This window comes from Massilia sp. FBCC-B171, from assembly GCF_059134155.1.
Window position 1 is genome coordinate 4,759,204 of the sequence record NZ_CP101443.1, and the last position, 24,324, is coordinate 4,783,527.

The following is a 24,324-nucleotide window of genomic DNA, read 5'->3' on the forward strand; positions in this document are numbered from 1 at the left end:
GCTGGCACTTGTCTGCGCGCGAACGACATTCAACTTTCGATGCATTCCTCCTGTGCTTCGACCATGGCCACGGCCGCCGGCGTGGCGCGCCGGAACGGCTGGGTGCCGCGGCCGGATTTCAGAAAATACAGCGGCCGCTTCTTGCTTTCGTCGAACATGCGCGCCAGGTATTCGCCAATGATGCCGATGCTGAGCAGTTGCACGCCGCCGAGGAAGAGGACAATCACGACGAGCGAGGGATAGCCGGGCACGGGATTGCCCAGCAAGAGGGTGCGTACCGCGAAATAGGCGCCATAGCTGAGCGCGCCCAGGGCGCTGACCAGGCCGGCGTAGGTGGCGACCTTCAGCGGGCCGCCCGTGAACGAGGTGATGCCCTCCAACGCGAAATTCCACAGCTTCCAGTAATTGAATTTGGTGGTGCCGGCGAAGCGCCCTGCGCGCCGGTAGGGCACGGCCTTTTGCGGATAGCCGATCCAGGCGAACAGGCCCTTCATGAAGCGGTGCTGCTCGCGCAGCTGCTTGATGGCGTCCACCGCGCGCCGGCTCAGCAGGCGGAAGTCCCCCGTGTCTTCGGGAATCGCAACCCGGCTCATCTTGCGCATCAGGCGGTAGAACAGGAAAGCGGTCGCCTTCTTGATCACGCCTTCGCCGTCGCGCTGGCTGCGCTTGGCGTAGACCACGTCATAGCCGTCCAGCCAGTGTTCGATCAGTTCCGGGATCAGTTCCGGCGGATCCTGCAGGTCGGCGTCGATGACGACGACGGCGTCGCTGTCGGCATGGTCGAGGCCGGCGGTCAGCGCGATCTCCTTGCCGAAGTTGCGGCTCAGGTCGACCAGCTGCACGCGCGCCGCCTGCGCATCGAGCGCGTGGATGACGTCCAGCGTGGCGTCGGTGCTGCCGTCGTTGACGTAGATGAGCTGGCAGTTCATGTCGAGCGTGGCGAGTACCGCGCACACGCGCCGGTGGAATTCGGGCAGGACTTCCTGTTCGTTATAGACCGGCACAACCACCGACAGCGACCGCCTGGTGTCATGGTATTTCAGTGTTTCGCGCATCATGCCGTGTCCTTTCCGTAAGAAACCGATCGCTGCGCCCGGAAAATCCGCTGCGCGCCGACGAAATTGCAGACCACCACCGCACCGATTGCCGCCAGCTGGACCATCAGATAATTCAATCCCAGCCATTCCACACCGAGCGCCATGACGGCCCCGTTGACGCAAAAGCCCAGTGCGCTAACGAGAAGAAATTCCGGCAAGGCCCGGCCATGCGGGGCCGTGCTGTGAAAGGTCCAGGCCCGGTGCAGTACATAATTTTCGATGACCACCAGCAGGAAGGCGCAGCAGCTTGCCGGCAAGACCGGCCAGCCCAGCAGCTCGACCATGGTCCAGAGCAGCGCGAAATACACCAGGCTGCCGGCCAGGCCCACCAGCGCGAAGCGGGCCAGCGCCGCCTTCATCGCCAGGAACCTAAGCCGCGCGGGCGACGTAATACTGCGTCCATAGCAAACCGCCGGCCACGGTGCCGCGCACTTTGCGCTCCAGCCACTGCTCCAGCCGCAGCGCGCCCGCGCCGCCAAATTCGGCCAGCAGCGGCAGGTACATGCCCGACTGGTGCTGTTCGCGCACGGCGAATCGCGCCTCGCGTAACTGGCGCTGCACGGTGCGCGCCGTCATTAAATTGATGTGGCCGGTTTCCAGCACCGGCTCCTTGTAGATGCGCCGCACGATCTCGATCACGCCCGGAAGCAATGCGATCCTGGCAGCCTGTTCGAGCGGGCTGTAGCGCTGCGGGGTCGACAGCACCAGCACGCCCCCCGGTTTGAGCAGGCGGCGCATGCCGCGCAGCGCGGCGGCGGAATCCGCGATGTGTTCGACCACCTCGGTGCAGAGGATGAGGTCGAAGCTCGCCGGCGGCAGGGCCGTGTCGCAGATGTTGTCCAGCGCCAGCTGCAGATTCGGCAGGCTGTGGCGCAAGCTTGCGGCATGCTTCAGGTAAGCAGCTTCGACGTCGGTGGCCATCACCTCATCGAACAGGCGCACCAGCACCGGCAGGTAGATGCAGGATCCCGGGCCCACTTCCAGGGCCCGCGCAGGAGGGGCCGGCGCATGGCGGCGCAAGGCGTCGATGATCCATTCGCGCCGGGCGCAATGCAGCGCGCGGCGGGTCGGATTGCTCGAGCGGTACAGGGTTTCCTGCAGCGCGACCAGTTCGCTTTCAGAGGCCATGGCCGGCCTCCTGCTGGTCGGCGCGGCTCAGGGCCGCCCGCTGCGGCACGCTACGCAGCAGCACGGAGTGCCGCTCGTCGTGAAAGGCTTCCCTGAAACTGCCGTCGGCCAGCAGCAATTGCCGGATCGGCGCGTCCCTGTCGAGGATGGCGAAGTCGATGGCGAGCCGGTCGAATTTGTCTTTCCAGCCGGCCGCGCCGAAGTACACATCCCGGTAGTCCTTGAAGAAGGCATCGCCGTAGACATCGACACGGCCATCGATCAATACCTTGCGCTCTGGCCCGAGCCGGTAGATCAGGTAGCCGCCATCGCCGAAGACGTTGAACATGTTTCCCTTGATCCCATGGGCGATCACATAATCCGCTGCGGCCGCAGGCAGCAGTGCGGCCTGCTTTTCCGCGTTCGCGCGCAGCAGCGGCTGGAACAGCGCCAGCACAAGGGCGATGGCAAGCAGCAGGAGCCAGTTCAGGCCTGCTTCCACGCCCGCGCTCAGTTGCGTGCCGCTCCCCGCGGCATTGGCGTACCTGCGCCCGAGCGTCGAGCCCTTCCACCATGCGGCGCAGGCCGCCGCAGGGCCGCGTGCGAGGGCCAGAGCGATGAAGGGCATGAGCGTGAGCGCTGCCAGCGGGACGTGCCGGATCGAGATGAACCCGTTGAACAGGAAAAACCCGGGAATCAGGAGTTCGGTGAAGTCGGGCTTCGGCCTTGCGTGGATATAGGACAGGACGAACAGGCCGCACAGCAGCAGGTAGATCCTGGGGCCGTCCCCATGGAAGTCCGGGCTCTGCCATTCCTGGATCGCCCGGTTCGCCTCCATGCCGAGGACCTGGAACGGATACAGCCAGTGACCGGCGAATTCGGGATTGGCCAGGCTGGCCAGCATGGTGGCGGCGGCACTCCAGCTCAGATGCACCAGGCCTTCCTTGCGCGCCGCCGTGCGCGCCGCGCCGAACCGGTAGTTGAGCCATTCGGCGCCGGTGAACAGGAAAGTGAGCGCGATCCCGATCAGGTAGCCGCCATGCGCATTCACCCACACCACCATCAGCAGCGGCAGCGCGAACAGGGCGCGCCGGGCGCCGTCGTATTTGAAGCGCAGCAGGATCGACAGGAACAGGGCGAAAAAGAGATAGGTGGCCAGTTGCGGACGTGGCGCCCACCCGCTGGCGAACACGAAGCCGCCGCAGCCGGCAAGAATGAAGGCCACGGGCGCCGATTGGCCAAGGCGCCGCATCAGGGCAAAGATCACGCCGAGGGTGGCCATGGCCAGCAAGGCCGTCAGCAGCTGGACGCCGAAAGTCCCCCAGCTTGAATACGCCAGGAACAATACCGCCTCGAACAGCCATTCATGCAGCACCCAGGGCTGGCCTGCGCGGGTGAAGGAAAAGACGTCGCCTGTGGGCAGCGCGCGATGCGTGACGATGTATTCCCCGGCCTTGAGGTGCCAGAAGTAGTCGGGATCAACCAGCGGCAAAGCGAGGGTCACTACCATCAACAGCGCCAGGAATGCCAGCCTGGTCTTGGTGAGCCGTGCGGCAGCGGTGAGCAGCATGGGATGTCCAGGGAAAAGTAACAAGAAACAATGTACGTGGAGTGAGGCTGGAAGTAGTTGACGTTAGGCAATATTTAAAACCTGTCCATTGCTTCCCTCTCCGATGCCGTTACACAACACCCTCCTGCCGATCTCACGACAGGCGGGTGCTGTTCCGTTACACTGATGCTGTGCAGAAATTTTTGGTGCTAATTTGCAATGCACCGCTGGCGATCCGAAGGCATTGCGTGGCCCCCCTTACCGATATTGCGCACTGGCGCACCCATATTTTTTCCCGGCTACTGACGATCGTCCTGGTGCTGGGCATCGGCACGGCCATTCCCAGCATTGCGCTCGCCGCCCAGCAAGGCCTGTGGCCGCTGGTGGCGGTCGACCTCGTCGCCATCGGCTGGCTGGTCGCGATCTGGCGCCTGCGCAGCTGGTCGTACCAGGTGCGCGTCTGCAATTTCATTGCGATCGTGTTCCTGGTCTCGGTGGGCATGATCGTCAACGTCGGCCAGGTGGCCCAGATCTACCTGATCGCGCCGCCCGTCTTCGCCACGGTCCTGCTGGGCCGGCGCACGGCGCTCGCCGCGCTTGGCCTGAGCGCCCTGCTGGTGTTCGGCCTCTCCGTCAGCGGCCACGTGAGGACGGAAATCGGCGCCTTGCCGGGCCAGTCCCTCGCGTCCTCGTTGATGGTCGCGCTCAACTTCCTGTTCGTCGGCGCCCTGATCACGGTCTCGTGCAGCACCCTGCTGCAAAAACTGGCCACCTCGTTTGGCGAACTGCACGGCATTGCCCGCTCGCTCGAAGACGGCAAGGACGCGCTGGACACCCTGAATGCGGAATTGCGCCTGAGCGCTGCCGCGGTAGCCCAGCTCAACGACATGGTGATCATTGTGGCGAATACGGGCACGCCTGGCGGCTCCTGGCCGATCATCTTCGCCAACGACGCCTTCGTGCGACTCACCGGCTACGCGCGCGAAGCGGTGCTGGGACGCGGCATGATGATGTTCAGCGGGCCCGAGACCGACCCGGCCGTCGCCGCGCGCCTGGCCGATGCCATGCGCCGCGGCGAAACGGCCAGCGCCGAGATCGTCGCCTATACCAGCAGCGGCACGCGCTGCTGGATCGAAATCGAGATCGTGCCTTTCATCGACGAATGCGGCGCCCACACCCACTGGGTCGTGGTGGCGCGCGACATCGGCGAGCGCAAGAAAGCGGCCACCGCGATTCACCGGCTCGCGTATTACGACGTGCTGACCGACCTGCCGAACCGGCGCTACCTGCTCGAGCGCCTCGAGGTGCTGCTGGCCGAGGCACGGGCCGGACAGGACTGGGGCGCGGTCGTCTTCATCGACCTCGACCATTTTAAATACGTCAACGACGCGCGCGGCCACGCCACCGGCGACGCCCTGCTGCGCAGCGTGGCGTCTCGCCTGTTGGGCATGATGCGCGAAGGCGACACGGTGGCACGCATCGGCGGCGACGAATTCGTCGTGCTGCTGCCGCGCATCGGCATCGATGACGCGAGCGCCGCGGCCACTGCCCTGGCCAGCGCCGACCGCCTGCGCCAGGCCCTGCTCGAGGCGGTCGAGGTCGACGGCAACCGCTACAACGCCTCGGCCAGCCTCGGCGTGACGCTGCTGTCGCCGTCGGGACGCAGCGCGCACGACCTGCTGCGCGAGGCCGACACCGCCATGTACCACGCCAAGGCGGGCGGACGCAATGGCGTGGCCCTGTTCGAGGCGACCATGCGCGCCGAAGTCGAGCAGCGCCTGACACTGGAGCGCGACCTGGGCGGCGCCATCGAGCGCGGCGAGCTGGCGCTCTACCTGCAGCTGCAATGCGACACCCGCGGCAAGCCGGTCGGCGCCGAAATGCTGATGCGCTGGCAACGCGCCGACGGCCGCTTCGTGCCGCCGGACGTGTTCATCCCGATCGCCGAGGCGAGCGGCCTGATCGTGCCGCTGGGCCAATGGGCGCTGCACCAGACCTGCCTGGCCTGGCTGCGCCTGGACGCGGCCGGCCACCCGCTGCCGCTGTCGGTGAACGTCAGTCCCCTGCAGTTCGGCCAGAGCGACTTCGTGGCGCAGGTGCGCGCCGTGCTGGCGCAGACCGGGGTGCCGGCGAATCAGCTGATCCTGGAACTGACCGAAGGCCTGCTGATCAAGGACCGCGACGCGACGATCGCCCGCATGCATGCGCTCGCTGCGATCGGCATCCGTTTTTCGATCGACGATTTCGGCACCGGCTATTCGAACCTGGGCTACCTGAAACGCATGCCGCTCTACGAGCTCAAGATCGACAAGAGTTTTATCCGCGATACGCCGGACGGCGCCGATGGCGACGCCATCGTCTGCTCGATCCTGGCGATGGCCGCCCACCTGCGCCTGCGCGTCGTGGCCGAAGGCGTCGAGACGCGCGCACAGGCCGATTTCCTCGATGCCAACGGCTGCCCGGCGATGCAGGGCTACCTGTTCGCGCGCCCGCAGCCCTTGGAACAGCTGCTGGCCAGCCTGGATGCAAGGCTGGCGCCGGCGGCCTGACAAGGCTCAGGCGTTCAGGCGTATCTCCAGGCGCTCGATGACCTGCTGCACATGTTCCGGCGGCACCGGCGGGCTGAAGTAATATCCCTGGCCGACATGGCAGCCATGGGCCACCAGCCAGTTCATCTGCTCGCGCGTCTCCACCCCTTCGGCGACGATCGTCATCTTCAGTGCAATCCCCATGGCGACGATGGCCTGGGTCAGCTTTTCCGCGTTCGGGTCCTGCAGCATGCTGTGGGTGAAGGATTGATCGATCTTCAGGCATTGCAGCGGCAACTGGCGCAGGTAGCTGAGCGACGAGAAGCCCGTGCCGAAATCGTCGAGCGCGGTCGCAATGCCGCTTTCGTTCAGCGCGCGCAGCACGTGTTGGGTTTCCTCGAGTTCGCGCATGAAACAGGACTCGGTCACCTCGACTTCCATGGCCCCCGCCGGCACCTGGAATTCCTCGAGTAAATCGCCGAGGTAGGCCACCAGGTTGGGCGAGAGGATATCGGCGATCGACAGGTTGATCGCGATCGGCAGGTGCGTCTGCCCATGGCTGCGCCGGCGCGCCTGCTCGGCGATGGCGCTGCGCATGACCCAGCGGTCGATGCGGATGATCTGGTCGCTGTTCTCGGCAATCGGAATGAAGGCGCCCGGGCTGTTCTGCCCGCGCGTCGGGTGGTTCCAGCGCACCAGCGCTTCGAGGCCGATCACCTTGCGGGTAATGAGGTCGACCTTGGGCTGGAACACCAGCGACAGCTGGTTGCGCTCGACGGCCTCGTCGAGGTCGCGCTCGAGCAGGTAGACGTCGCGCTGGCTGGCCGCCATCGCCAGCTCGAACACCACGCTGCGCCCGCGCCCTAAAGACTTGGCCTGGTACAGCGCCAGGTCGGCGTGGCGCAGCAATTCGCTGACGGTGCGGCCGTGGCCGGGCGGGATCGCGATGCCGACCGAAATCCCCAGGCGGAACTGCTGTCCCTTGATGTCGAACGGCGCGGCGACCGACTGGTGCAGGCGCTCGGCAAAGGTCAGCGCCGTGGCGGCATTCGGATGCGGCAGCTGCAGCAGGAGCATGAATTCGTCTCCGCCCAGGCGCGCCAGCAGGTCGAATTCGCGCATCACCGCTTTCAGGCGCAGGCTCAATTGCTGCAGTACCAGGTCGCCCGTTTCATGGCCGTAGGTGTCGTTGATTTTTTTAAAATGGTCCAGGTCGAGCAGCATGAGCGCGGTGCTGTACTGGCCGTCGTCCAGGCGCCGCGACACCTCGTCTTCCATGGCCCGCCGGTTGTACAGGCCGGTCAGATGATCGTGGTGGGCGCGCCAGTGCAGGGTTTCCTGCATCTTGCGGTTCACCTGCAGCTTGTTCACCTCGCTCAGGATCCGCAGCAGGTTCTGCAAGGCCTCGGCATCAGTCGGGAGCCAGGCGTTCGAATGGCCTTTCACCGACTGCTGCCAGACCGCGAAGGAGCGGCGCGGCTCGAGCCGGACCCGGCCATTGGGAAGTTCGACCACGTCCTTCACCGGCTCGCCGCCCCAACGCACCTGCCGCACCACTTCCTGCCGCGTCATGAAGCAGAAAATGATGTCCTCGTCGTAGCGCTGCGCCAGCAGCAAGCCGGCCGCTTGCGGCAGGAAGATCAGCGAGCGCTTCCTGGAGATCAATAAATCGTCCCACATGTGGACGTTCGGGCCCGGGTCCTCCAGGTCCAGGCGCGCGCTGACCTCGTCGAGTATCTGGTGGCTCGATCCCTGTCGCGTGCCCGGTCCCCCGACGATTGCGAGCGTACCGATCTGCACGCCGAAGGAGTTGGCGTCGAAGGCCGGCAACAGCCTGGGGAGCCACAATTCCAGCACCGTGGGAATATCGCCGTCCTGAATCAGGGCCTGGTGAAATTGATTCAACAAGCGGTCCATCATCAGCCGGTGTCCCACCGCTTCGAGATGGGTCAGGGCCTCGATGCGCATGTTGGCGATTTCCGCCAGCAGTTCGGCGACCTGCCGCATGCCGTCCCGAATCTGGTGCGGGGGCGTGCGCGGGCTGTGGTGGTGACAGGCGATCAGCCCCCACAGCTTGCCTTCGCAGACGATCGACAAGGTCATGGTGGCGCGCACGCCCATGTTACGGAGGTAGGACAGGTGCACCGGGGACAGGCCGCGCAGCATGCATTGGCTCTGGTCGAGTGCTTCCCCGCCCGGCAGTTGCGGCGGCACCAGCGTATCCATCGGCGCTTCGACATCGGCCAGCACGCGCAGGCTGTTGGTCAGGTAGAGCTTGCGCGCCTGGGCGGGAATGTCGGTAGCCGGAAACCGCAGTCCCAGGTATTTTCGCCGGTAGCCCTTCGCGGTATGCTCGGCCACGATTTCGCCGCAGCCGTCGGGCATGAAGCGGTAGATCATCACACGGTCGTATGCGCTGACTTCCTGGATCACCTTCACGCACTCGCGAAAGAAGGCGTCGAGGCCCTCCGCCCTGCGCAAGCGGGCAATGACTTCCGCGAAATCGGCGAACACCTGGTGTTGCCGCTGCAACTCGTCGGCGCTGGCGTTGACGGGCAGCCATTCGAGCACCGCCAGGCGGCCGCTGCGGTGGCCCAGGCATTCCCACGGCGCCGCGGCGGCCGCCGGCATGGCGCAGGTCTGCTCGAAGCGCAGGCGCCAGGGCAAGGCCAGGCGGTGCGACGCGGGCAGCGCGGCGATATCGAGCGTATCGATTTCTTTGACGGCAACGGCCCAATCGGCCAGCGGCTGCCCGATCAGGGCGGCGGCGTCGGGCAAGCCCGGCCAATGGCGCACGATCCCACTGGAGACCTGGACAATGCGGCGGGTGGCGAGGTCGACCACCATCAGGAAGCCATAGGCTTGCACGCTGCCGAGCAGGTGGATCGGCTCCTGCGCACAGGTTTTCTCCAGTTCCGCCGAAATAGTGTCGTCGCGCCCACCCGGACTCATTCGTTCCAACTCCTCGCCAACATGCCGCAACTCACCGTGCCTGCATCCAAGCCACTCAGACTTGAGACCTGCGCAAAGATGCTTGGTTCCAGCGCTGCGTCAATCAGGCTGGCGCCGGAACACGAACCGATCGCGGCGGTGCGGGTCTGAACCATCTGGACAACCACTTTTACCCAGGAGACGATGATGAGCGAGCAGCAAAACACCGAGCTGGTCCAGCAAGCCTATGCCGCCTACGGACGCGGCGACGTCGAGTACGTGTTGGCCTGCATGGCGCCCGACATCGACTGGGAGATCCCGGCCGTACCCGCCCTGTCCTTCACCGGCAAGCGGCACGGCTGCGACCAGGTGGCGGAATACTTCCGGCTGGCCGGCGAACAGCAGGCGCTGCGCGAATTTACGCCACGGGAATTCATCGCCGCGGGCGACAAGGTCATCGTGCTCGGGCATGGCGCCTGGACGGCGAAGGAAACGGGCCAGGATTTCGACAGCGACTGGGTGCACGTGTTCACGGTGCAGGACGGGCGGATCGCGGCCTTCCGCGAATTCATGGACGTGCACGTTGCGGTCGAAGCCTTCCAGTGCTATCCGCTCGCGGGGAAACAGGCGGCAGAGGCCTCAGCCCCGCACTGACATCACGCCGCCACGATGCGGTTGCGGCCGGTTTGCTTGGCCTGATACAGCGCCTTGTCGGCGCGGCTGATGACCTCGGCGGACGGTTCGCCTGCACGGCGTGCGGCCAGTCCTGCCGAGAAACTGATGCGCCCGCCATCGAGGCCCGGCACCGTCATGGCATGCACGCGCTCGGCCATGCGTTCCAGCACGGCGCGCGCGTCGTCGGGGGCGGCGTCCGGCAACAGCAGCAGGAATTCCTCGCCGCCCCAGCGCGCCAGCACGTCGTCGGCGCGCAGCGAGGAGCGCGCGGCGGCCGAGAAGCAGCGCAGCACGGCGTCGCCGGTCGCGTGGCCGTAGCGGTCATTCACCTGTTTGAAAAAATCGATGTCGAGCAGGGCGATGCAGGTGTCCGCGCCAAACGCGTGGCGACGCTCCTCGGCCTCCAGCACTTCGTTCATGTGGCGGCGGTTCACCAGCGAGGTCAGCTCGTCGACCGTCGCCAGCACCCGGATGGTTTCCAGTGCATCGGACAGCTCGCGCTTCTGGCGCTTCATGCGCGAGCGCAGTTTGCTCATCTCGCCGCTCAGGAGCGCAGTCGAGATCAGTGCGCCGACCAGGTAGCCGAAGGTAATGGCTTCGGTCTCGGGCGGGAAGCGCAGCGGGTCGTGGGCCTGCATCCACCACATGGTCGCCCCCATGCCCAGCAGGGCAAAGGTCGACAGCATCAGGGTCTGGCGTGGACGCAGGGCGAACATGCAGAACACGATGATCACGGCCGTCATCATCAGCATGGCCGCGCGCAGCGGTCCGCTGATGGCATAGGCCCAGAAGGCGCAGGTCAGCGAGAACACGGCCTGCGCCACCGCCAGCTGATCGGGCGCCAGCGCCAGCCGCGCGTTCGCCCGGATCAGCACATAGAATGCGAGCGCGCCGCATGCGCCAAAGACGCTCAGGGCCTGCGCCGCGGCGGCCTCGCTCACGCCCTGCTCGACCTGCACCAGCAACAGGCCGATGCAGACCACGTACAGCACGCAGGTCGCGGCCCAGTACTGGAGCATGCGGTGCAATCCGGGATCGGTACTGCACAGCAGGACGGCGAGACGGCGCAACATCTTCATCGCGACTCCCCGCGCGCCGACGCAGGGACTGGCGTCTCCGGCAATGCATGCGGCTGATCTTGAAGCGTCTGGTACGTCATCGTGTTCGCAAAATGGCCAGGCGCCGCCTGGGCGCCACGCTGCGCGCATGAGCATGCGCAACGGCACAAACTTTACCGAAGAGGTGTTCCGAAGTCGAGATATTTACTTGCGGAAATGAAACTCGGACGACGGTTAGTTGCAAGGTGGCAACTCACGGTAGATGCCGCTTTCCCGCCAGTTCATCGGAACAGGCCAAAACGCGCGCCTTTGCTAGAGTAGTCACTTCCTGACGCCGCACCGTCATCCAACAACAGCACGCCAATAAAAGGAATCCGACATGAACATCCTGATGGTATTGACCTCGCACGACCAGCTCGGCGACACCGGCAAGAAAACCGGCTTCTGGCTGGAAGAATTCGCCGCGCCCTATTACACGCTCAAGGATGCGGGAGCAACACTGACGCTGGTGTCGCCGCAGGGCGGCCAGCCGCCGCTCGACCCGAAAAGCGATGAACCCGACGCCCAGACCGAAGCGACCCGCCGCTTCAAGGCCGATCCCGAGGCGCAGGCGGCGCTCGCCTCCACCGGCAAACTGGCCGGCGTGTCCGCGAGCGAATTCGACGCCGTCTTCTATCCCGGCGGCCACGGCCCGCTCTGGGACCTGGCCGAAGACAAGGCGTCGATCGCGCTGATCCAGGACATGATCGCCGCCGGCAAGCCGGTCGCGGCCGTCTGCCATGCGCCGGGCGTGCTGCGCCATGTAAAAGGTGCTGACGGCAAGCCGCTGGTCAGCGGCAAGAAAGTCACCGGCTTTACGAATACCGAGGAAGAGGCGGTCGGACTGACGAAAATCGTCCCCTTCCTGGTCGAAGACATGCTCAAGCAAAATGGCGGCATGTATTCGAAGGCGGGCGACTGGCAGCCGTATGCCGTCACCGACGGCTTGCTGGTGACCGGCCAGAATCCGGCTTCGTCGGAAGTGGCGGCCGAGGCGCTGCTCAAGCTCCTGGCCTGATCAGCGTAGTACCTGCAATTTCACCTTCTGTCCCTTGCGGAAGGTGTACAGCGTCAGCGCGGCGTTGCGCAAATCCCCTTTCGGGTCGAACGCGATGCTGCCGGTGACGCCCTCGTGCTTGACGGCGGCCAGCGCCGGCAGGTACTTTGCCGGGTCGCTTGAATTGGCGGCCTGCATGGCCTTGGCAAATACCATGACCGCATCGTAGGCATAGGGCGCATAGGTTTGCACGGGCATCTTGTAGCGTTGCTGATAGCGCGCGTTGAATGCGTTCAGGCCGGCTTCCTGCGCCGGGCCGACGCCGCCCGCCACCACGCAGTACACTTTGTCGTCTCCCAGCGCGTCACCCGCCAGCAGCGGCATTTTTTCCGAGCAGACGCCGTCGCCCGAGACCAGTTTCGCGCGCAACCCGAGCGCCTTCATTTGTTTCAGCATCGGGCCGGCCACGGCATCCATGCCGCCATAAAAAATCACGTCCGGATCGCGTGCGCGGATCTGGGTCAGGATCGCATTGAAGTCGGTGGCCTTGTCGCTGGTGAACTGGCGGCTCACCACCGCCGCGCCCGATCCGGCCTTCTTGACGCCCTTGGCGAATTCGTCGGCCAGGCCCTGTCCAAATGCCGTGCGGTCGTCGATCACCGCGATCTTCTTCGCCTTCAGGGTGCCGATCGCATAGGTGGCCAGCGTGCGCCCGACCAGGTTGTCGTTGGCGACCACCCGGAACGCCGTCTTGAACCCCTGGTTCGTGTACAGCGGCGTGGTGGCGGCGGGCGAAATCTGCGGAATGCCGGCATTGGCATAGATTTTCGAGGCCGGCACCGTGGTGCCCGAATTCAGGTGGCCGACCACGGCCGCCACTTTCGCGTCGACCAGTTTTTGCGCCACAGCCGCGCCGGTTTTCGGGTCGGCGGCGTCATCCTCGGGCTGCAAGACCCACTGCAGCTTGCGCCCGCCCAGCACGATGCCCTTGGCGTTGAGATCGTCGATGGCCATGCGCGCGCCGTTTTCGATGTCCTTGCCCTGGTGGGCGCCGGTGCCGGACAGCGGCGAGGCGGTGCCGATCTTCACTTGAAGGGCCTTGGCGCTGGACGCGGCGGCAAGGGCGAACAAGGAGACAGCGGCGATGGCGGGAATATGCATGGCGGGTTTTCCGTGAACGGGGCGTTCGATTGTACTGCCGAGCGCTGCGATGACGAAAAAGCAATCGTGCATCGAATCGACGGACGTAAAAAAGCCAACCCGCAGGTTGGCTTTGTATATGGCGGCGTGTGAGGCTTACGCCGCCTGGTCCAGCGTCGGGTAGTCGATATACCCTGCTTCGCCCGGCACATAGAAGGTCTGCGGGTTCGGCGTATTGAACGGCGCATTCAACTTCAGGCGCTGCACCAGGTCCGGATTGGCGATGTAGGCGCGGCCAAAGGCGACAGCGTCCGCCCTGCCCGACTCCACCGCATCGAGCGCCATCTGGCGGTCGTAGCCGTTGTTGGCGATATACGTGCCCTTGAAGGCCTGGCGGGCCCAGGCGAAATCGAAGCCAGGCACATCGCGCGGTCCGCCCGTGGCGCCTTCGACGAAGTGGATGAAGGCGATGCCGCGCTTGTCCAGTTGCTCGACCAGGTAGCCGAACACGGCTTGCGGATTGCTGTCGGCCAGGTCGTTCGCCGGGGTGACGGGCGAGAGACGGATGCCGACCCGGCCGGCGCCGATTTCCGCCACAACCGCGTCGACCACTTCCAGTGCGAAGCGGGCGCGGTTCTCGATCGAACCGCCGTATTCGTCCGTGCGCTTGTTGGCGCCGTCGCGCAGGAACTGGTCGATCAGGTAGCCGTTGGCGCCATGCAGTTCGATACCGTCGAAGCCGGCGCGGATCGCGTTCGCGGCGCCGCGGCGGTATTCGGCTACGATTTCCTTGATTTCAGCGAGATCGAGTGCGCGCGGTTCCGGCGCCTCGACCTTGCCGGCGTGGGTGTAGGCAGTTACGTTCGCGGCCACGGCCGAGGGGGCGATCGGCTGCACGCCGCCGGTCAGGTTCGGGTGCGTCACACGGCCGACGTGCCAGATCTGGGCCACGATCTTCGAGCCGGCATCATGCACGGCCTGGGTGATCGGCTTCCAGCCTTCGACCTGGGCGTCCGAATAGATGCCGGGCGTGGCCATGTAACCCTTGCCGACCGGCGAGACTTGCGTGCCTTCGCTGATGATCAGGCCGGCGTTGCTGCGCTGGCGGTAGTACTCGATGTTCATCGGGCTGCCCGGGATGTCGCCTGCGGCCTCGTCGGCGCGGCTGCGGGTCAGGGGAGCCATCACGACACGGTTCGCAACCTCGATGTCGCCGATGCGGGTGGGCTCAAAAAGTTTGTGCGTCATGTTCGATCCGTTTCTATTCAAGAGATGGGAATTTCCGGGCCGCCGGTCGCTGAGCTGTCAAACGAGCCATCGCCGGCGGCCGCTACAGGAGACACTATAGGTATTCCTGGCGCGCGCGGGTAGCCCGCACGAATGATATGATTTATTCCTGACAGGAATGGATGGCGGGAATCATGGATCGGCTGCGCTTGATGGAAACCTTTGTGCGGGTAGTGGAAACCGGAAATTTCTCGGCCGTTGCGCGCGAGGAGCGCAGTACCCAGTCGGCCATCAGCAAGCAGGTGCAGGCGCTGGAAACCATGCTGGGCGCGAAACTGCTGGTGCGTTCGACGCGCAGCCACTCGCTGACCGAAGCGGGCAAGCGCTATTACGAACGCTGCCTTCAGGTACTCGACACGCTGGAGGAAGCGCGCGTCGAAATCCAGCGCACCGAAAACGAAATCTCGGGCGTGCTGCGCGTGGCCGCGCCCGTCTCCTTCGGACGCCTGCACATCGTTCCGCGCCTGAAAGCCTTTTTTGCCCGCTACCCGCAGCTGAAAATCGACCTGCAGCTGGATGACGGTTTCGTCGACCTGGTCGTCGGCGGCATCGACGTCGCCTTCCGCGTCGGCGAGCTCAAGGACAGCCGCCTGATCGCGCGCCGCATCGGCACCGCCCACCGCGCGGTGCTCGCTTCGCACGATTACCTGGTCCAGCACGGCGAGCCGCAAACCCCTGCCGAACTGAGCGCGCACCAATGCATCCTCTACACAGGGCTGGCAACGCGCAACGAATGGCGCTTCGAGGACGAAGACGGCGGCCAGCAGACGGTGCGCATCAATGGCCACCTGCAATCGAACAGTTCGGAAGCGATCCGCCAGGCGGTGGTCGAGGGCCTGGGGATCTGCTACACGCCGCAATGGGTATATGGCGACGACATCCGCGCTGGCCGCGTGAAACCGATCCTGACGCGCTACCGCCTGCCGCCGCTGCCGCTGAATGTCGTATTCCAGCCGGCGCGACGGCCCTCACTGAAAATCAGCCATTTCGTTTCCTTCTTTGCCGAAGAATTTGCGCGCGATCCGGATATCTCGCCGATGCTGGCGGCGGACGGCGCGCCGCATGCTGCGCTGGGCAAGCTGAGCGGCAGTTATTCGGCGGCACCGAGGACGTAGCGAATCATGGGGTCAGGTCTGACATTCAGACACGGCCTCAACTGCAAAGAAGCTGATCAAGGACGAGCTCGTGTCCAAATGTCAGACCTGACCCCAGCCCTTGCCTCCTCGGCAATCCCACGATGGCTGCCCATGTGATAAATTCCTTGGGATCAACAGCACCCATCCGCGCACACCATGAAAAGAACCGCCCTCGCCAGCCTGTCCGTCCTGTTGACGGCCTGCGCCACCCAGTCTCCCCTGACGGACTACACCGTCAACAGCGGCGCCGAGCGCAGCAGCGAGCAGCAGGCGCTCGAGTTCGAGAAAGCCGATCTAAAGCTGCGCATCGAACCGGCCAGCCGCAGCATCCGCGGCGACGCATTGCTCACCTTCGGCACCCGCGCACCGCTGCGGCAGATCGAGCTGGACCTGGACCGTAACCTCCCGATCGATGGCATCGAGGTCGATGGCGAGCGTCTGGCCGCCAGCGCGTGGCGCAATCCCGAAGGCAAGCTGACCATCGCCCTGCCGCGCCTGCTCGAGCCAGGCAAGCTGGTCACCGTGCGAGTGCGTTACCACGGCAAACCGCACGTGGCCAAAAAGGCGCCCTGGGATGGCGGCTTCGTCTGGTCGCAGACGCCGGATGGCCAGCCCTGGGTCGCCAGCGCTGTGCAGGGCGAAGGCTGCGACCTGTTCTGGCCCTGCATCGACCACCCGACCGGCAAGGCCAAGCTGCTCGACGAGCACATCAGAGTGCCGGCCCCGCTGGTCGTCGCGGGCAATGGCATTGCCATGGGCATGGATGAGGCCGATGGATGGCGCACCTATCACTGGCGCACCAAGAATCCGAGCACCTACGCCATTTCGGTCAACGTCGGCCCCTACAAGGAACTGACGGGCAGCTACCGCAGCCGCTTCGGCAACGCGATCCCGCTGCAGCTGTGGTATCTGCCCCAGAACGAAACGGGTGCGAAGGAACTGTTTACCGAGTTTCCGAAGTTGCTCGACTTTTTCGAGACCGTGATCGGCCCCTACCCCTTCGGCGACGAAAAGATGGGCGTGGTCGAGACCCCGCACAAGGGCATGGAGCACCAGACCGTGAACGCCTACGGCAACAAGTACGCCAAGACGGCCTACGGCTACGACGACCTGCTGCAGCACGAGTTCGCCCACGAATGGTTCGGCAACCAGCTCACCAACAGCAACTGGGACGACATGTGGCTGCACGAAGGCTTCGGCACCTACATGCAGCCGCTGTACATGCAATACCTGCACGGCGACCAGGAATATTTCGCCTCGCTGATGCAGCTGCGCTCAGGCATCCAGAACAAGGCGCCGATCGTGTCGGGCAAGCCCAAGCTGGAAGAAGACGTGTACGACACCAAGCGCGGCGGCCCCGGCCAGGACATCTACAACAAGGGCGCGCTGATCCTGCACACCTTGCGCGCCCTGGTCGGCGACGAAGCCTTCTTCCGCTCGGTGCGCGAGCTCGTCTACGGCACCGACACGCCACGCCCGGGCGGCTTTGCGCCACGGTATGGCACCACGCCGGAGTTCATGGCCATCGTCAAGCGCGCCAGCGGACGCGACCTGGACTGGTTCTTCCAGGCCTACCTGTACCAGGCGGCGCTGCCGGAACTGCAAGCGACAAAGAGCGGCACGACGCTGCAGCTGGCCTGGAAAACGGAAAAGAACACGCCCTTCCCGATGCCGGTCGAGGTGCGGGTCGGCAGCCGCACCGTGACCGTCCCGATGGCGGACGGGCGCGGCAGCGTCGACCTGCCGGCAAATGCGGCCGAGGGCGCGGACTATACGCTGGATCCGCAATCGAAACTCCTGCGCCGCCAGGTGCGGATCGAGCGCTTCCATCAGTACCAGGAAGAGCAGAAAAAGGCGCGGACGAAAACCGGCGTTTGAATGAGGCTGGAGGGCGCCAAGGTTCTGGATTTTTGGGAAGCAGCGCCTGACAGTACCTCCACTTACTGGTTTTTTGTCGCTACCGAACTGAGTCAATGAAAAAAAAGACCCTGGTAATCGCGGCGTTAGCACTAGTCACGGTGTATTGGGTAACAAGGGCACTTGTCACCGTGTTTTTGGTAACAAGGGCGGAGGCCGCTGGAGTAGAGTTCACGCTTAGCAATGCAGGATCTGAAGCGCTCCACGCGGTCATTGTCGACGTTACCGGCAGATCATATAAGCTCGGCGACCTGCCTTCGGGCAGCAGCAAAACGGTCAAGCTGAATGCTCTCGGTGATTCGCACATCGAGCTGCGGTTTTCAAATGACCACCGTCTGATCATCGATTGCTACCTTCAGCCCGACTACATCGGAAGCATCAAAGTACAGGTCACGTCACAAGCTGTTTTGGCCGTTGAAAATGACGTAAGGCCGGCGCCCTATTAATGACAATTTGACACAACCTCAACCGTACAGCGAACAGTTACGCAGGTGACTAATCTCGAGGTCGTGTCTGAATGCCAGACCCGACACCGGGTAAGCTCTTGCTATAACGTTGCTTATCAGGCGCCCCAAGTGAGCGACTCGAGCGCAAGGGCTGACGAGTTAACATTTGATCACAGGATTGAGAATGCTCTGCTATTTGAGATGGATATCGATCGTCGGGGTGTGGTTACCGATCGCAGTTCTGGCAATGTGGGCGGGCGTCTCGTGGGGTGTCGGCGCGCTCGTCCCAGATGCTGGCTGGGGTCTGGTTGTGATCGGCATGTTTCTTACATTCGCCTTCAGCCACGCACTCGCAGTCTCGTCGCTTGTTGGAATCGGTTTGCTCATCACCCGACAGGCTGCGTGACCCGCTTTCACACTAATCAGTGCCATTGTCGGTGCACTGGCCTCGGCGTTTGTGTTGTTACGTATTTATTTTGACATGGCCATGTAGGTCCCTCTTCCTGCCCAGTTAACTGAACTGATCCTCCCAGGCCGCAATGGCCGCCGGAATCGCGCCCGCCCTTCACGCTCAGCGCTGTTGCAGCAAGCGATCGAAAATGAACAGGCACATGCGGTACATCAAGCCTGATCGCCGGGCCATTCCGGCGTTTATTCCGCATCAAGAGTAGAGCGAAGCCGGCGGGTAGCCTCAAAGCGCCTTGCCACTTCCCGGTACCCTTCCATGACTGCTGACTTTACCTTTTGGGGGCATAACTGCTTCCTGATCGACACCGACAACGAAGCTTTGCTGATCGACCCATGGCTGAGCGATACCGGTGCCTTTTTCGGCAGCTGGCACCAGTGGCCGCCGAATAGCCACCTGCGCGGCGCCGTGCAGAAACGCTGCGCCGAGAAAGTGCTGAGCATTTTTCTCACCCACGAACACCAGGACCATTTCGACCAGGCCACGCTCCGGACCTTGTCGAGCCGGGCGGAATGCACGGTCTACATCCCCGCGTACAAAGACAAATTCCTGCTCGAAGCGCTGCGCGGCATGGACCTGTCCGTGGTCGAATTGTCCGAAGGCCAGACGATGGGGTCAAGGATCCGCTTCCGGATCTTCATCGACGACAGCGGCATCAACCACGACAGTGCCATCTTCGTCGCCGCGCCCGGCTTTACCTTCTTCAACCAGAACGACTGCAAGCTGTTCGACCGGCTGCCTTTGCTGGCGAAGGAACTTCCCTCCATCGACTACTATTCGGTCCAGTTTAGCGGTGCCAACTGGCATCCGGCCTGCTTCGAGATGCCGGAGGAGCAGCGCCGGCTGGAGGCGAGGAAAAAGGTGGCGAGCAAGCTGCGTAATGTGGTGGGCGGCGCCCGCTTGCTGAAACCCCGCTACTTCATACCGGCTGCCGGGCCGGCATTCTTTCCCTTCCTCGACCCGGCCCTGAACGCCGGCGCCGGAACGATTTTCGTCCACCAGGACGAGCTCGAAAAATTCTTCAAACAGAACCGGATGAGCAATATGCTGTGTCCGCGGCCTGGCGACCGGATCGACGAGGAGACCAATCGCACGCCGATCGTTGGCCCGACTGCGGAGCAAGTCCAGGCCTACCGCGCATCCCACCGCAACATCTGGAACGAGCTCGACGATACTTTTACCAAGGCGCGCTTTGCGCAAACGTTGCAGCGCCGGCTCGACCTGATCGCCGACATCGCCGTGCCGGCAGGGACCCCGACGCTTGCCTTCAACTGGGGCGACAAGGACGACGACTGGCTGCTGGTGGACCTGGTAAAAAAATCGGTCACGGCCTCGAGCGCGACCGAGGCGCCCTGCCTGACCGTCAAGGCCAGCACCCGGTATTTTTCACTGATGTGCGGGCAAGAGCGCTGGCAGGACATTGCGCTGAGCATGCAGGCGAGCGTACGGCGCGAGCCCGAGGTGTACAACACCATCGCCAACATCTATTTGTTCGCCGATGAATCGAACCTGGCCGATTCGCTGGTCCAGAACCTGAACCTGCCGAACGAACGCATCGTCATCGAGCACCGGAACGAAAAATACGAGATCAACCGCTATTGCCCGCACCAGGGTGCGGACCTGTCCTACGCCATCATCGACGAGGACATGAACGTGGTCTGTCCGCGCCACAGTTGGCGCTTCGACCTGGCCTGCGAAGGCCAATGCAAGACCTCGGGTGCGAGCATCAAGGCGCTCAAGCTCGCAAGCGTTGACTCAGAGGTCTAGCCCTGCCGTCTGATCAGTTACCCGATACGCGGCTGTAGCTGCGCGAGGACGATCCCAGCACGGCATGGCCGCTGTCGGCATCGACAGGACGCAGCTCGAGATTGCGCGACAGGACAAACAGCAGCTTGTCGGATTCGGCGTACAGCGGCTCCCACTGGCCCGGGCGCATGGCAATTATCAGCTGGCCGTCGCGCTCGGCGACATGGAAGTCGCCCAGGCTTGAAATCTTGTACTGGCCGACCAGGGCCTGGCGCGCCTGCGCCGTGAGGGCAACCGAGGAACGCACCAGGGTCTGGTTGCCAGTCCACTTGTATTCATGGGCGATGGCGCGCAGCAGAGCAGCGGCAATCTCGCTGCCATTGTCGCCGTTGGTCAGGATCACCGCGCCGTTGCCCCCTTCGATGAAGGCGACCAGCGAGGACTTGAAGCCCATGTTGCTGCCGCCATGGGCGAAGGCCTTGCCCTTGTCCTGGATTTGCAGGCCCAGCGCGTAGTCGTTCATCACCGGCGTGAGCATGGTGCGCGTCATGTTCGGCGTCAGTACGCCGTTGGCGCGTCCCGCCGCCCCCTGCTGGATCGCGATCGCGAACTTTGCCAAGTCAAGCGGCGTGGTCCACAGGCCGGCTGCGGCCTGCTCGGGATGAGTAAAAGCGCCGCCCGGGAAGGCCTTGCCGTCGCGGTCGTGCGGGAGCGCCGCTTTCGCCGCCAGCGCGGCCGGCAGCGGTTGGGCGAACGTACTGTCCTTCATGCCGAGCGGTCCCAGCACCAGTTCGCGCGCCAGCACATCGAAGGGCTGGCCGGCGCGGTCGATCATGGCTTGCTGCAGGACCGTGTAGCCGCCGCCCGAATAGCGGAAGGCGGCCCCAGGCGCGGCATCGACCCGGATCGGCGCGGTGTTGGCCGGCTCTGTGCCATCGAGCACCTGGACCAGCGCAGGTACCGGCTTGCCCGCGGCGTAGCCGGGGAAGCCGGACACGCTCATGCCGCCCGTATGCGACAGCAGTTGTCGAACGCTGGGCTTGCCGGCGCCGGCGGGCAGCTTCCAGCTGGTCAGCGCGGTCTCGACGGGGGCATCGAGCCCAAGCTTGCCTTGTTCCACCATGCGCAGGGCCGCCATGGCAGCGACTGGTTTGCTGACTGACGCCGCCTGGAACAGGGTGCCCGGCGTGACGGCCGGTCCGCCGACCCAGGCGACGCCATAGCCGCGCGTCCACGCCACTTTGCCGTCGCGGATCACGGCGACGCTCACGCCCGGCACGTTCAGGCGCGCCATCACGCTCTGCAGGCTCTCGGTCTTGACCGGCGCATCGGCCAGCGCCACCACCGGGCGCAGGCCGGCTTCGATACGGGCAATGGCAGCACCGTCGTCGGCATGCGAGAAAGCGGGGACCAGCGCTGCCAGGCAGAGAGCGAAGCGGAAACTGAGGGGAAGCCGAGGCGGTGCAGGCTGACTGGAACGCATTTCTTACTCCCTTGATATTTGCATATTGGAAACAAGTATAGAGATACCCGACAGGCCCGGCAAGGAGAAACAGGTTCGTACTTACACCTTGAAACTTTACTTACAGTCAATTGCCAGCCTTTCTAACTTTTCGCTGACACACTGTGGTCATGCGAACAGAACAGATCGGGGTCCCGAGATACTCTGGATCACTAATTCAATCAAGGAGAAACAAATGAGAATTGCTAAACAACACATCATGCGCATCGCTGCCGTTCTGGCCCTGACTGCTGCGACCAGTTCCGCCTTTGCCCAGAGCGCCGACTACCGCCGTGGTTACGAGGATGGTTACGCAGCCGGCCAGCGTGACGACCGCGACGACCGTGGCGGTCCGGGCAGGGATAGCCTGCGCATTCTTGAAGCGAACTATGGCGTGCGCGGCTCCACTTGCAACGCGCGCCGCTCGGTACGCGATTCAATGGAGCGCAATCGCGGTGTCGTCGTCGCCAATGACAAGCTCTGTGGCGATGCCGCTCCCGGTAAGGTGAAGCGGCTGCAGGTCGTCTACCGTTGCAGCGATGACGAGCCGCAGCGTGCTGTCGCACGCCAGGGCGACACGATGCGCCTGAGCTGCCGCCGCTGATTATTTCAGGGCTAGGTCATGGCAAAACAGCCGCGCACTTCACAGTGCGCGGCTGTTTTGCCATTTGCTCGATGCGATCCGGCTGGCCGGTCTCAGGCGGCAGCCGCCACCACCAGCACTTGCGGCGCCATCGGTGCGTTGGCGCCGCTACTGCCCGGTTCAACTGCCGGCCGCTCGAACTGATACCCGTTCGCCTCGTGCACCTCCCAGGCGCCCTCGCCCTTGAGCTGCAGCACATGGGTGTGATGGCGCAGCACCGCGGCGCGGTGGGCGATGCTGATCAGGGTCGTGCCGTTTTCGCGCAGGCGCGCGTACAGGGACGCTTCGTTGCCGCTGTCGAGCGCACTGGTCGCTTCGTCCAGGATCACGATGCGCGGCGCGTGGACCAGCACGCGGGCAAAGGCCAGGCGCTGCTGCTCGCCGACCGACAGCATTTTTTCCCAGTCCTGCACGGCGTCCAGGCCGCCAACGCGCTCAATCAGGTCGGGCAGATGGACCTGCTCGAGTATGCCCAGCAGCTGCTCGTCGCTCAGGCTCGACTTCGCGCTCGGGTAGATCAGTTGGCTGCGCAGCGTGCCATGCTGCAGGTAAGGCTGCTGGGGCAGGAAGAAGAAGTCTTCCAGCGGCGGATGCTGGATCGCGCCGCTGCCGGTCTGCCACAAGCCCGCGATCGCCCGCAGCAGCGAACTCTTGCCGCAGCCGCTCTCGCCGGTAATCAGGAGCGCGTCGCCCGGTTTCAGCACCAGGCTCAGCTCCTTGATGAGCACCCGTTCCGACTGCGGCGGGTGCAGGGTCAGCGCGTCCAGTGCGAGATGCTCGCCTGGCCGCCTGTCGATGCGCGGATGCGCCTTGCCGGGCGCCGGATTCGAGTCGGTCTCCGGCAGCACCAGCCTGGACAAGGCCTGCAGGCGGTCGATGCCCGCCACGAAGCGGCTCAGGCTCTCGAAATTATCGACAATCACGCCCACGGCGCCGAGCACGGCCGTAAATGCCCCGGCGGCCTGGATCGCCCGCCCCACTTCCAGCTGGCCCGACAGCACGCCCTCGGCCAGGATCACGCCCGGCAGCACCAGGGTCAGCTGGCTGAAGGTGCGCTGGAACAGGTTGAGCGAGCGCTGCTTCTTGATCAGCCTGGCGAAGTTGTGGATCACCTTGTCGAACTTGCTGTCGATGTGGGCCCGCTCCTGTGCTTCGCCGCGGTAGAAGGCAATCGATTCGGCGTTTTCGCGCAGGCGCATCAGGCTGAAGCGGAAATCCGCCTCGCGCCGCAGCTGCCAGAAATTCAGGTGGATCAGCGGGTTGCCGAAGACCCAGAGGGCGACCACGGTGCCCGTCAGCGCGTACACCGCCAGCACCCCGACCAGCACATGCGAAATCGACCACAGCACGGCGCTGAAGGCGACCAGCTGCATGATCGAGCCGAGGAAGATCAGCAGGAAGTGGATCGAGCGGCCCGTGAAGGTGTTGATGTCTTCGCTGATGCGCTGGTCCGGGTTGTCGATCTCGCTGTTCGATCCCAGCTCGTAGTACTTGCGCCCTTTCAGGTAGCTGTCGAGGAAGCGGCTGGTGAGCCAGCGCCGCCACTGGTTGGCGAACAGGTCGCGCATGTAGTAATAGAAGGCGTAGATCGGTACCGCGAAGGCCAGGATGTACAGGCAGGCCCGCACCGAGGTCCAGAAACGGTCGCCATCCTTGCCCGCCAGCGCCGAGGTCATCTCGCCGGCCTGGTTGTTGAGCATGACGGCGAATTTGGTCTCGGCCAGCATCAGCACGATCAGGAGCGAGAGCAGGAACCACGCCTTCTTCCTTTCCTCTTCCAGCCAATAGGGTTTCGCCACGTTGACGAATTGTTTCCATGCAGCGAGCGACAAGGGCGGAGCGCGGCGTCGTTTTTTGGGTGGCGCCGTCGCCTCAGCGGTTGCGGAGGCGGTGGTATCGGAGGTGGGCGTGTTCATGTTCTGTCGCTTGCGGTCGGTGGCTCGGGTACGAACTGAGCATACGACTCGGCACGAGACCGTTCGGTGCGGAAACGGACATAACGGCAATTCCCTGCATTTTCCCTGCCCGGACGCAACAGATGCCACCATCCTCAGTTGTTAG

Annotated in this window: 18 protein-coding genes; 8 read left to right on the forward strand and 10 right to left on the reverse strand. The window is 64.2% G+C overall.

The annotated features are described in order from the left end of the window. Positions 1-29: 29 nt before the first annotated feature. Genes NMB41_RS21650 through NMB41_RS21665 form a run of 4 tightly spaced genes read right to left on the reverse strand, consistent with a single transcriptional unit; the run spans position 30 to position 3,774 of the window. Positions 30-1,058: a glycosyltransferase family 2 protein gene (locus tag NMB41_RS21650; protein WP_494379837.1), complete on the reverse strand. Its 1,029-nt coding sequence runs from the start codon at positions 1,056-1,058 to the stop codon at positions 30-32. Further along, positions 1,055-1,456 (reverse strand): GtrA family protein, encoded by a 402-nt coding sequence (locus NMB41_RS21655; protein WP_494379838.1) that lies wholly within the window; start codon positions 1,454-1,456, stop codon positions 1,055-1,057. Before NMB41_RS21655 ends, NMB41_RS21650 begins: the two co-directional genes overlap by 4 nt. Before the next feature lie 10 nt (positions 1,457-1,466). After that, positions 1,467-2,225, reverse strand: coding sequence for a class I SAM-dependent methyltransferase (locus NMB41_RS21660; protein WP_494379839.1), 759 nt, complete (start codon positions 2,223-2,225; stop codon positions 1,467-1,469). Continuing rightward, a complete protein-coding gene (locus NMB41_RS21665; RefSeq protein ID WP_494379840.1) occupies positions 2,215-3,774 on the reverse strand; it encodes a hypothetical protein in 1,560 nt (519 codons plus the stop codon). The genes NMB41_RS21660 and NMB41_RS21665 overlap by 11 nt, the downstream gene beginning before the upstream one ends. A gap of 227 nt (positions 3,775-4,001) precedes the next feature. Between NMB41_RS21665 and NMB41_RS21670 the strand changes: the two genes are divergently transcribed. Next, positions 4,002-6,302, forward strand: coding sequence for a putative bifunctional diguanylate cyclase/phosphodiesterase (locus NMB41_RS21670; protein ID WP_494379841.1), 2,301 nt, complete (start codon positions 4,002-4,004; stop codon positions 6,300-6,302). A 6-nt stretch (positions 6,303-6,308) separates the two neighbouring features. Here NMB41_RS21670 and NMB41_RS21675 read toward each other — a convergent pair whose 3' ends face one another. Then, positions 6,309-9,233 carry a bifunctional diguanylate cyclase/phosphodiesterase gene (locus tag NMB41_RS21675; RefSeq protein WP_494379842.1) on the reverse strand — a complete coding sequence of 975 codons (2,925 nt, stop codon included), beginning with the start codon at positions 9,231-9,233 and terminating at the stop codon, positions 6,309-6,311. Between the two features lie 186 nt (positions 9,234-9,419). On the opposite strand from NMB41_RS21675, the gene NMB41_RS21680 reads away from it, so the two are divergent. Further along, a complete protein-coding gene (locus NMB41_RS21680; RefSeq protein WP_494379843.1) occupies positions 9,420-9,866 on the forward strand; it encodes a nuclear transport factor 2 family protein in 447 nt (148 codons plus the stop codon). A 2-nt stretch (positions 9,867-9,868) separates the two neighbouring features. Here the strand turns inward: NMB41_RS21680 and NMB41_RS21685 are convergent, their stop codons facing one another. Continuing rightward, positions 9,869-10,966: a GGDEF domain-containing protein gene (locus tag NMB41_RS21685; RefSeq protein ID WP_494379844.1), complete on the reverse strand. Its 1,098-nt coding sequence runs from the start codon at positions 10,964-10,966 to the stop codon at positions 9,869-9,871. 358 nt (positions 10,967-11,324) lie between these two features. Between NMB41_RS21685 and NMB41_RS21690 the strand changes: the two genes are divergently transcribed. Continuing rightward, positions 11,325-12,002 (forward strand): type 1 glutamine amidotransferase domain-containing protein, encoded by a 678-nt coding sequence (locus tag NMB41_RS21690; RefSeq protein WP_494379845.1) that lies wholly within the window; start codon positions 11,325-11,327, stop codon positions 12,000-12,002. On the opposite strand, the gene NMB41_RS21695 is transcribed toward NMB41_RS21690, so the two are convergent. Next, positions 12,003-13,142: a branched-chain amino acid ABC transporter substrate-binding protein gene (locus tag NMB41_RS21695; RefSeq protein ID WP_494379846.1), complete on the reverse strand. Its 1,140-nt coding sequence runs from the start codon at positions 13,140-13,142 to the stop codon at positions 12,003-12,005. A gap of 135 nt (positions 13,143-13,277) precedes the next feature. Further along, positions 13,278-14,369 carry an alkene reductase gene (locus NMB41_RS21700; protein ID WP_494379847.1) on the reverse strand — a complete coding sequence of 364 codons (1,092 nt, stop codon included), beginning with the start codon at positions 14,367-14,369 and terminating at the stop codon, positions 13,278-13,280. A 173-nt stretch (positions 14,370-14,542) separates the two neighbouring features. Here NMB41_RS21700 and NMB41_RS21705 point away from each other — a divergent pair, with 173 nt between their 5' ends. The 4 genes from NMB41_RS21705 to NMB41_RS21720 all read left to right on the forward strand — a co-directional run bounded on the left by NMB41_RS21705 (position 14,543) and on the right by NMB41_RS21720 (position 20,140). Further along, positions 14,543-15,523 carry a LysR family transcriptional regulator gene (locus NMB41_RS21705; RefSeq protein WP_494379848.1) on the forward strand — a complete coding sequence of 327 codons (981 nt, stop codon included), beginning with the start codon at positions 14,543-14,545 and terminating at the stop codon, positions 15,521-15,523. Positions 15,524-15,700: 177 nt separating this feature from the next. After that, positions 15,701-17,422 (forward strand): M1 family metallopeptidase, encoded by a 1,722-nt coding sequence (locus tag NMB41_RS21710; RefSeq protein WP_494379849.1) that lies wholly within the window; start codon positions 15,701-15,703, stop codon positions 17,420-17,422. 95 nt (positions 17,423-17,517) lie between these two features. After that, the gene (locus tag NMB41_RS21715; RefSeq protein WP_494379850.1) at positions 17,518-17,907 is read left to right on the forward strand and encodes a hypothetical protein; all 390 of its coding nucleotides are present in this window, start codon (positions 17,518-17,520) and stop codon (positions 17,905-17,907) included. 724 nt (positions 17,908-18,631) lie between these two features. Then, positions 18,632-20,140, forward strand: a complete 1,509-nt coding sequence (locus NMB41_RS21720; RefSeq protein WP_494379851.1) for a Rieske 2Fe-2S domain-containing protein — start codon at positions 18,632-18,634, stop codon at positions 20,138-20,140. Positions 20,141-20,153: 13 nt separating this feature from the next. Here NMB41_RS21720 and NMB41_RS21725 read toward each other — a convergent pair whose 3' ends face one another. Then, entirely contained in the window at positions 20,154-21,602 is a 1,449-nt protein-coding gene (locus tag NMB41_RS21725) for a serine hydrolase domain-containing protein (RefSeq protein ID WP_494379852.1), read from the reverse strand. Between the two features lie 214 nt (positions 21,603-21,816). On the opposite strand from NMB41_RS21725, the gene NMB41_RS21730 reads away from it, so the two are divergent. Beyond that, positions 21,817-22,224 (forward strand): hypothetical protein, encoded by a 408-nt coding sequence (locus NMB41_RS21730; protein ID WP_494379853.1) that lies wholly within the window; start codon positions 21,817-21,819, stop codon positions 22,222-22,224. Between the two features lie 92 nt (positions 22,225-22,316). Here NMB41_RS21730 and NMB41_RS21735 read toward each other — a convergent pair whose 3' ends face one another. Then, a complete protein-coding gene (locus tag NMB41_RS21735) occupies positions 22,317-24,179 on the reverse strand; it encodes an ABC transporter ATP-binding protein/permease (RefSeq protein WP_494379854.1) in 1,863 nt (620 codons plus the stop codon). Positions 24,180-24,324 lie beyond the last annotated feature (145 nt).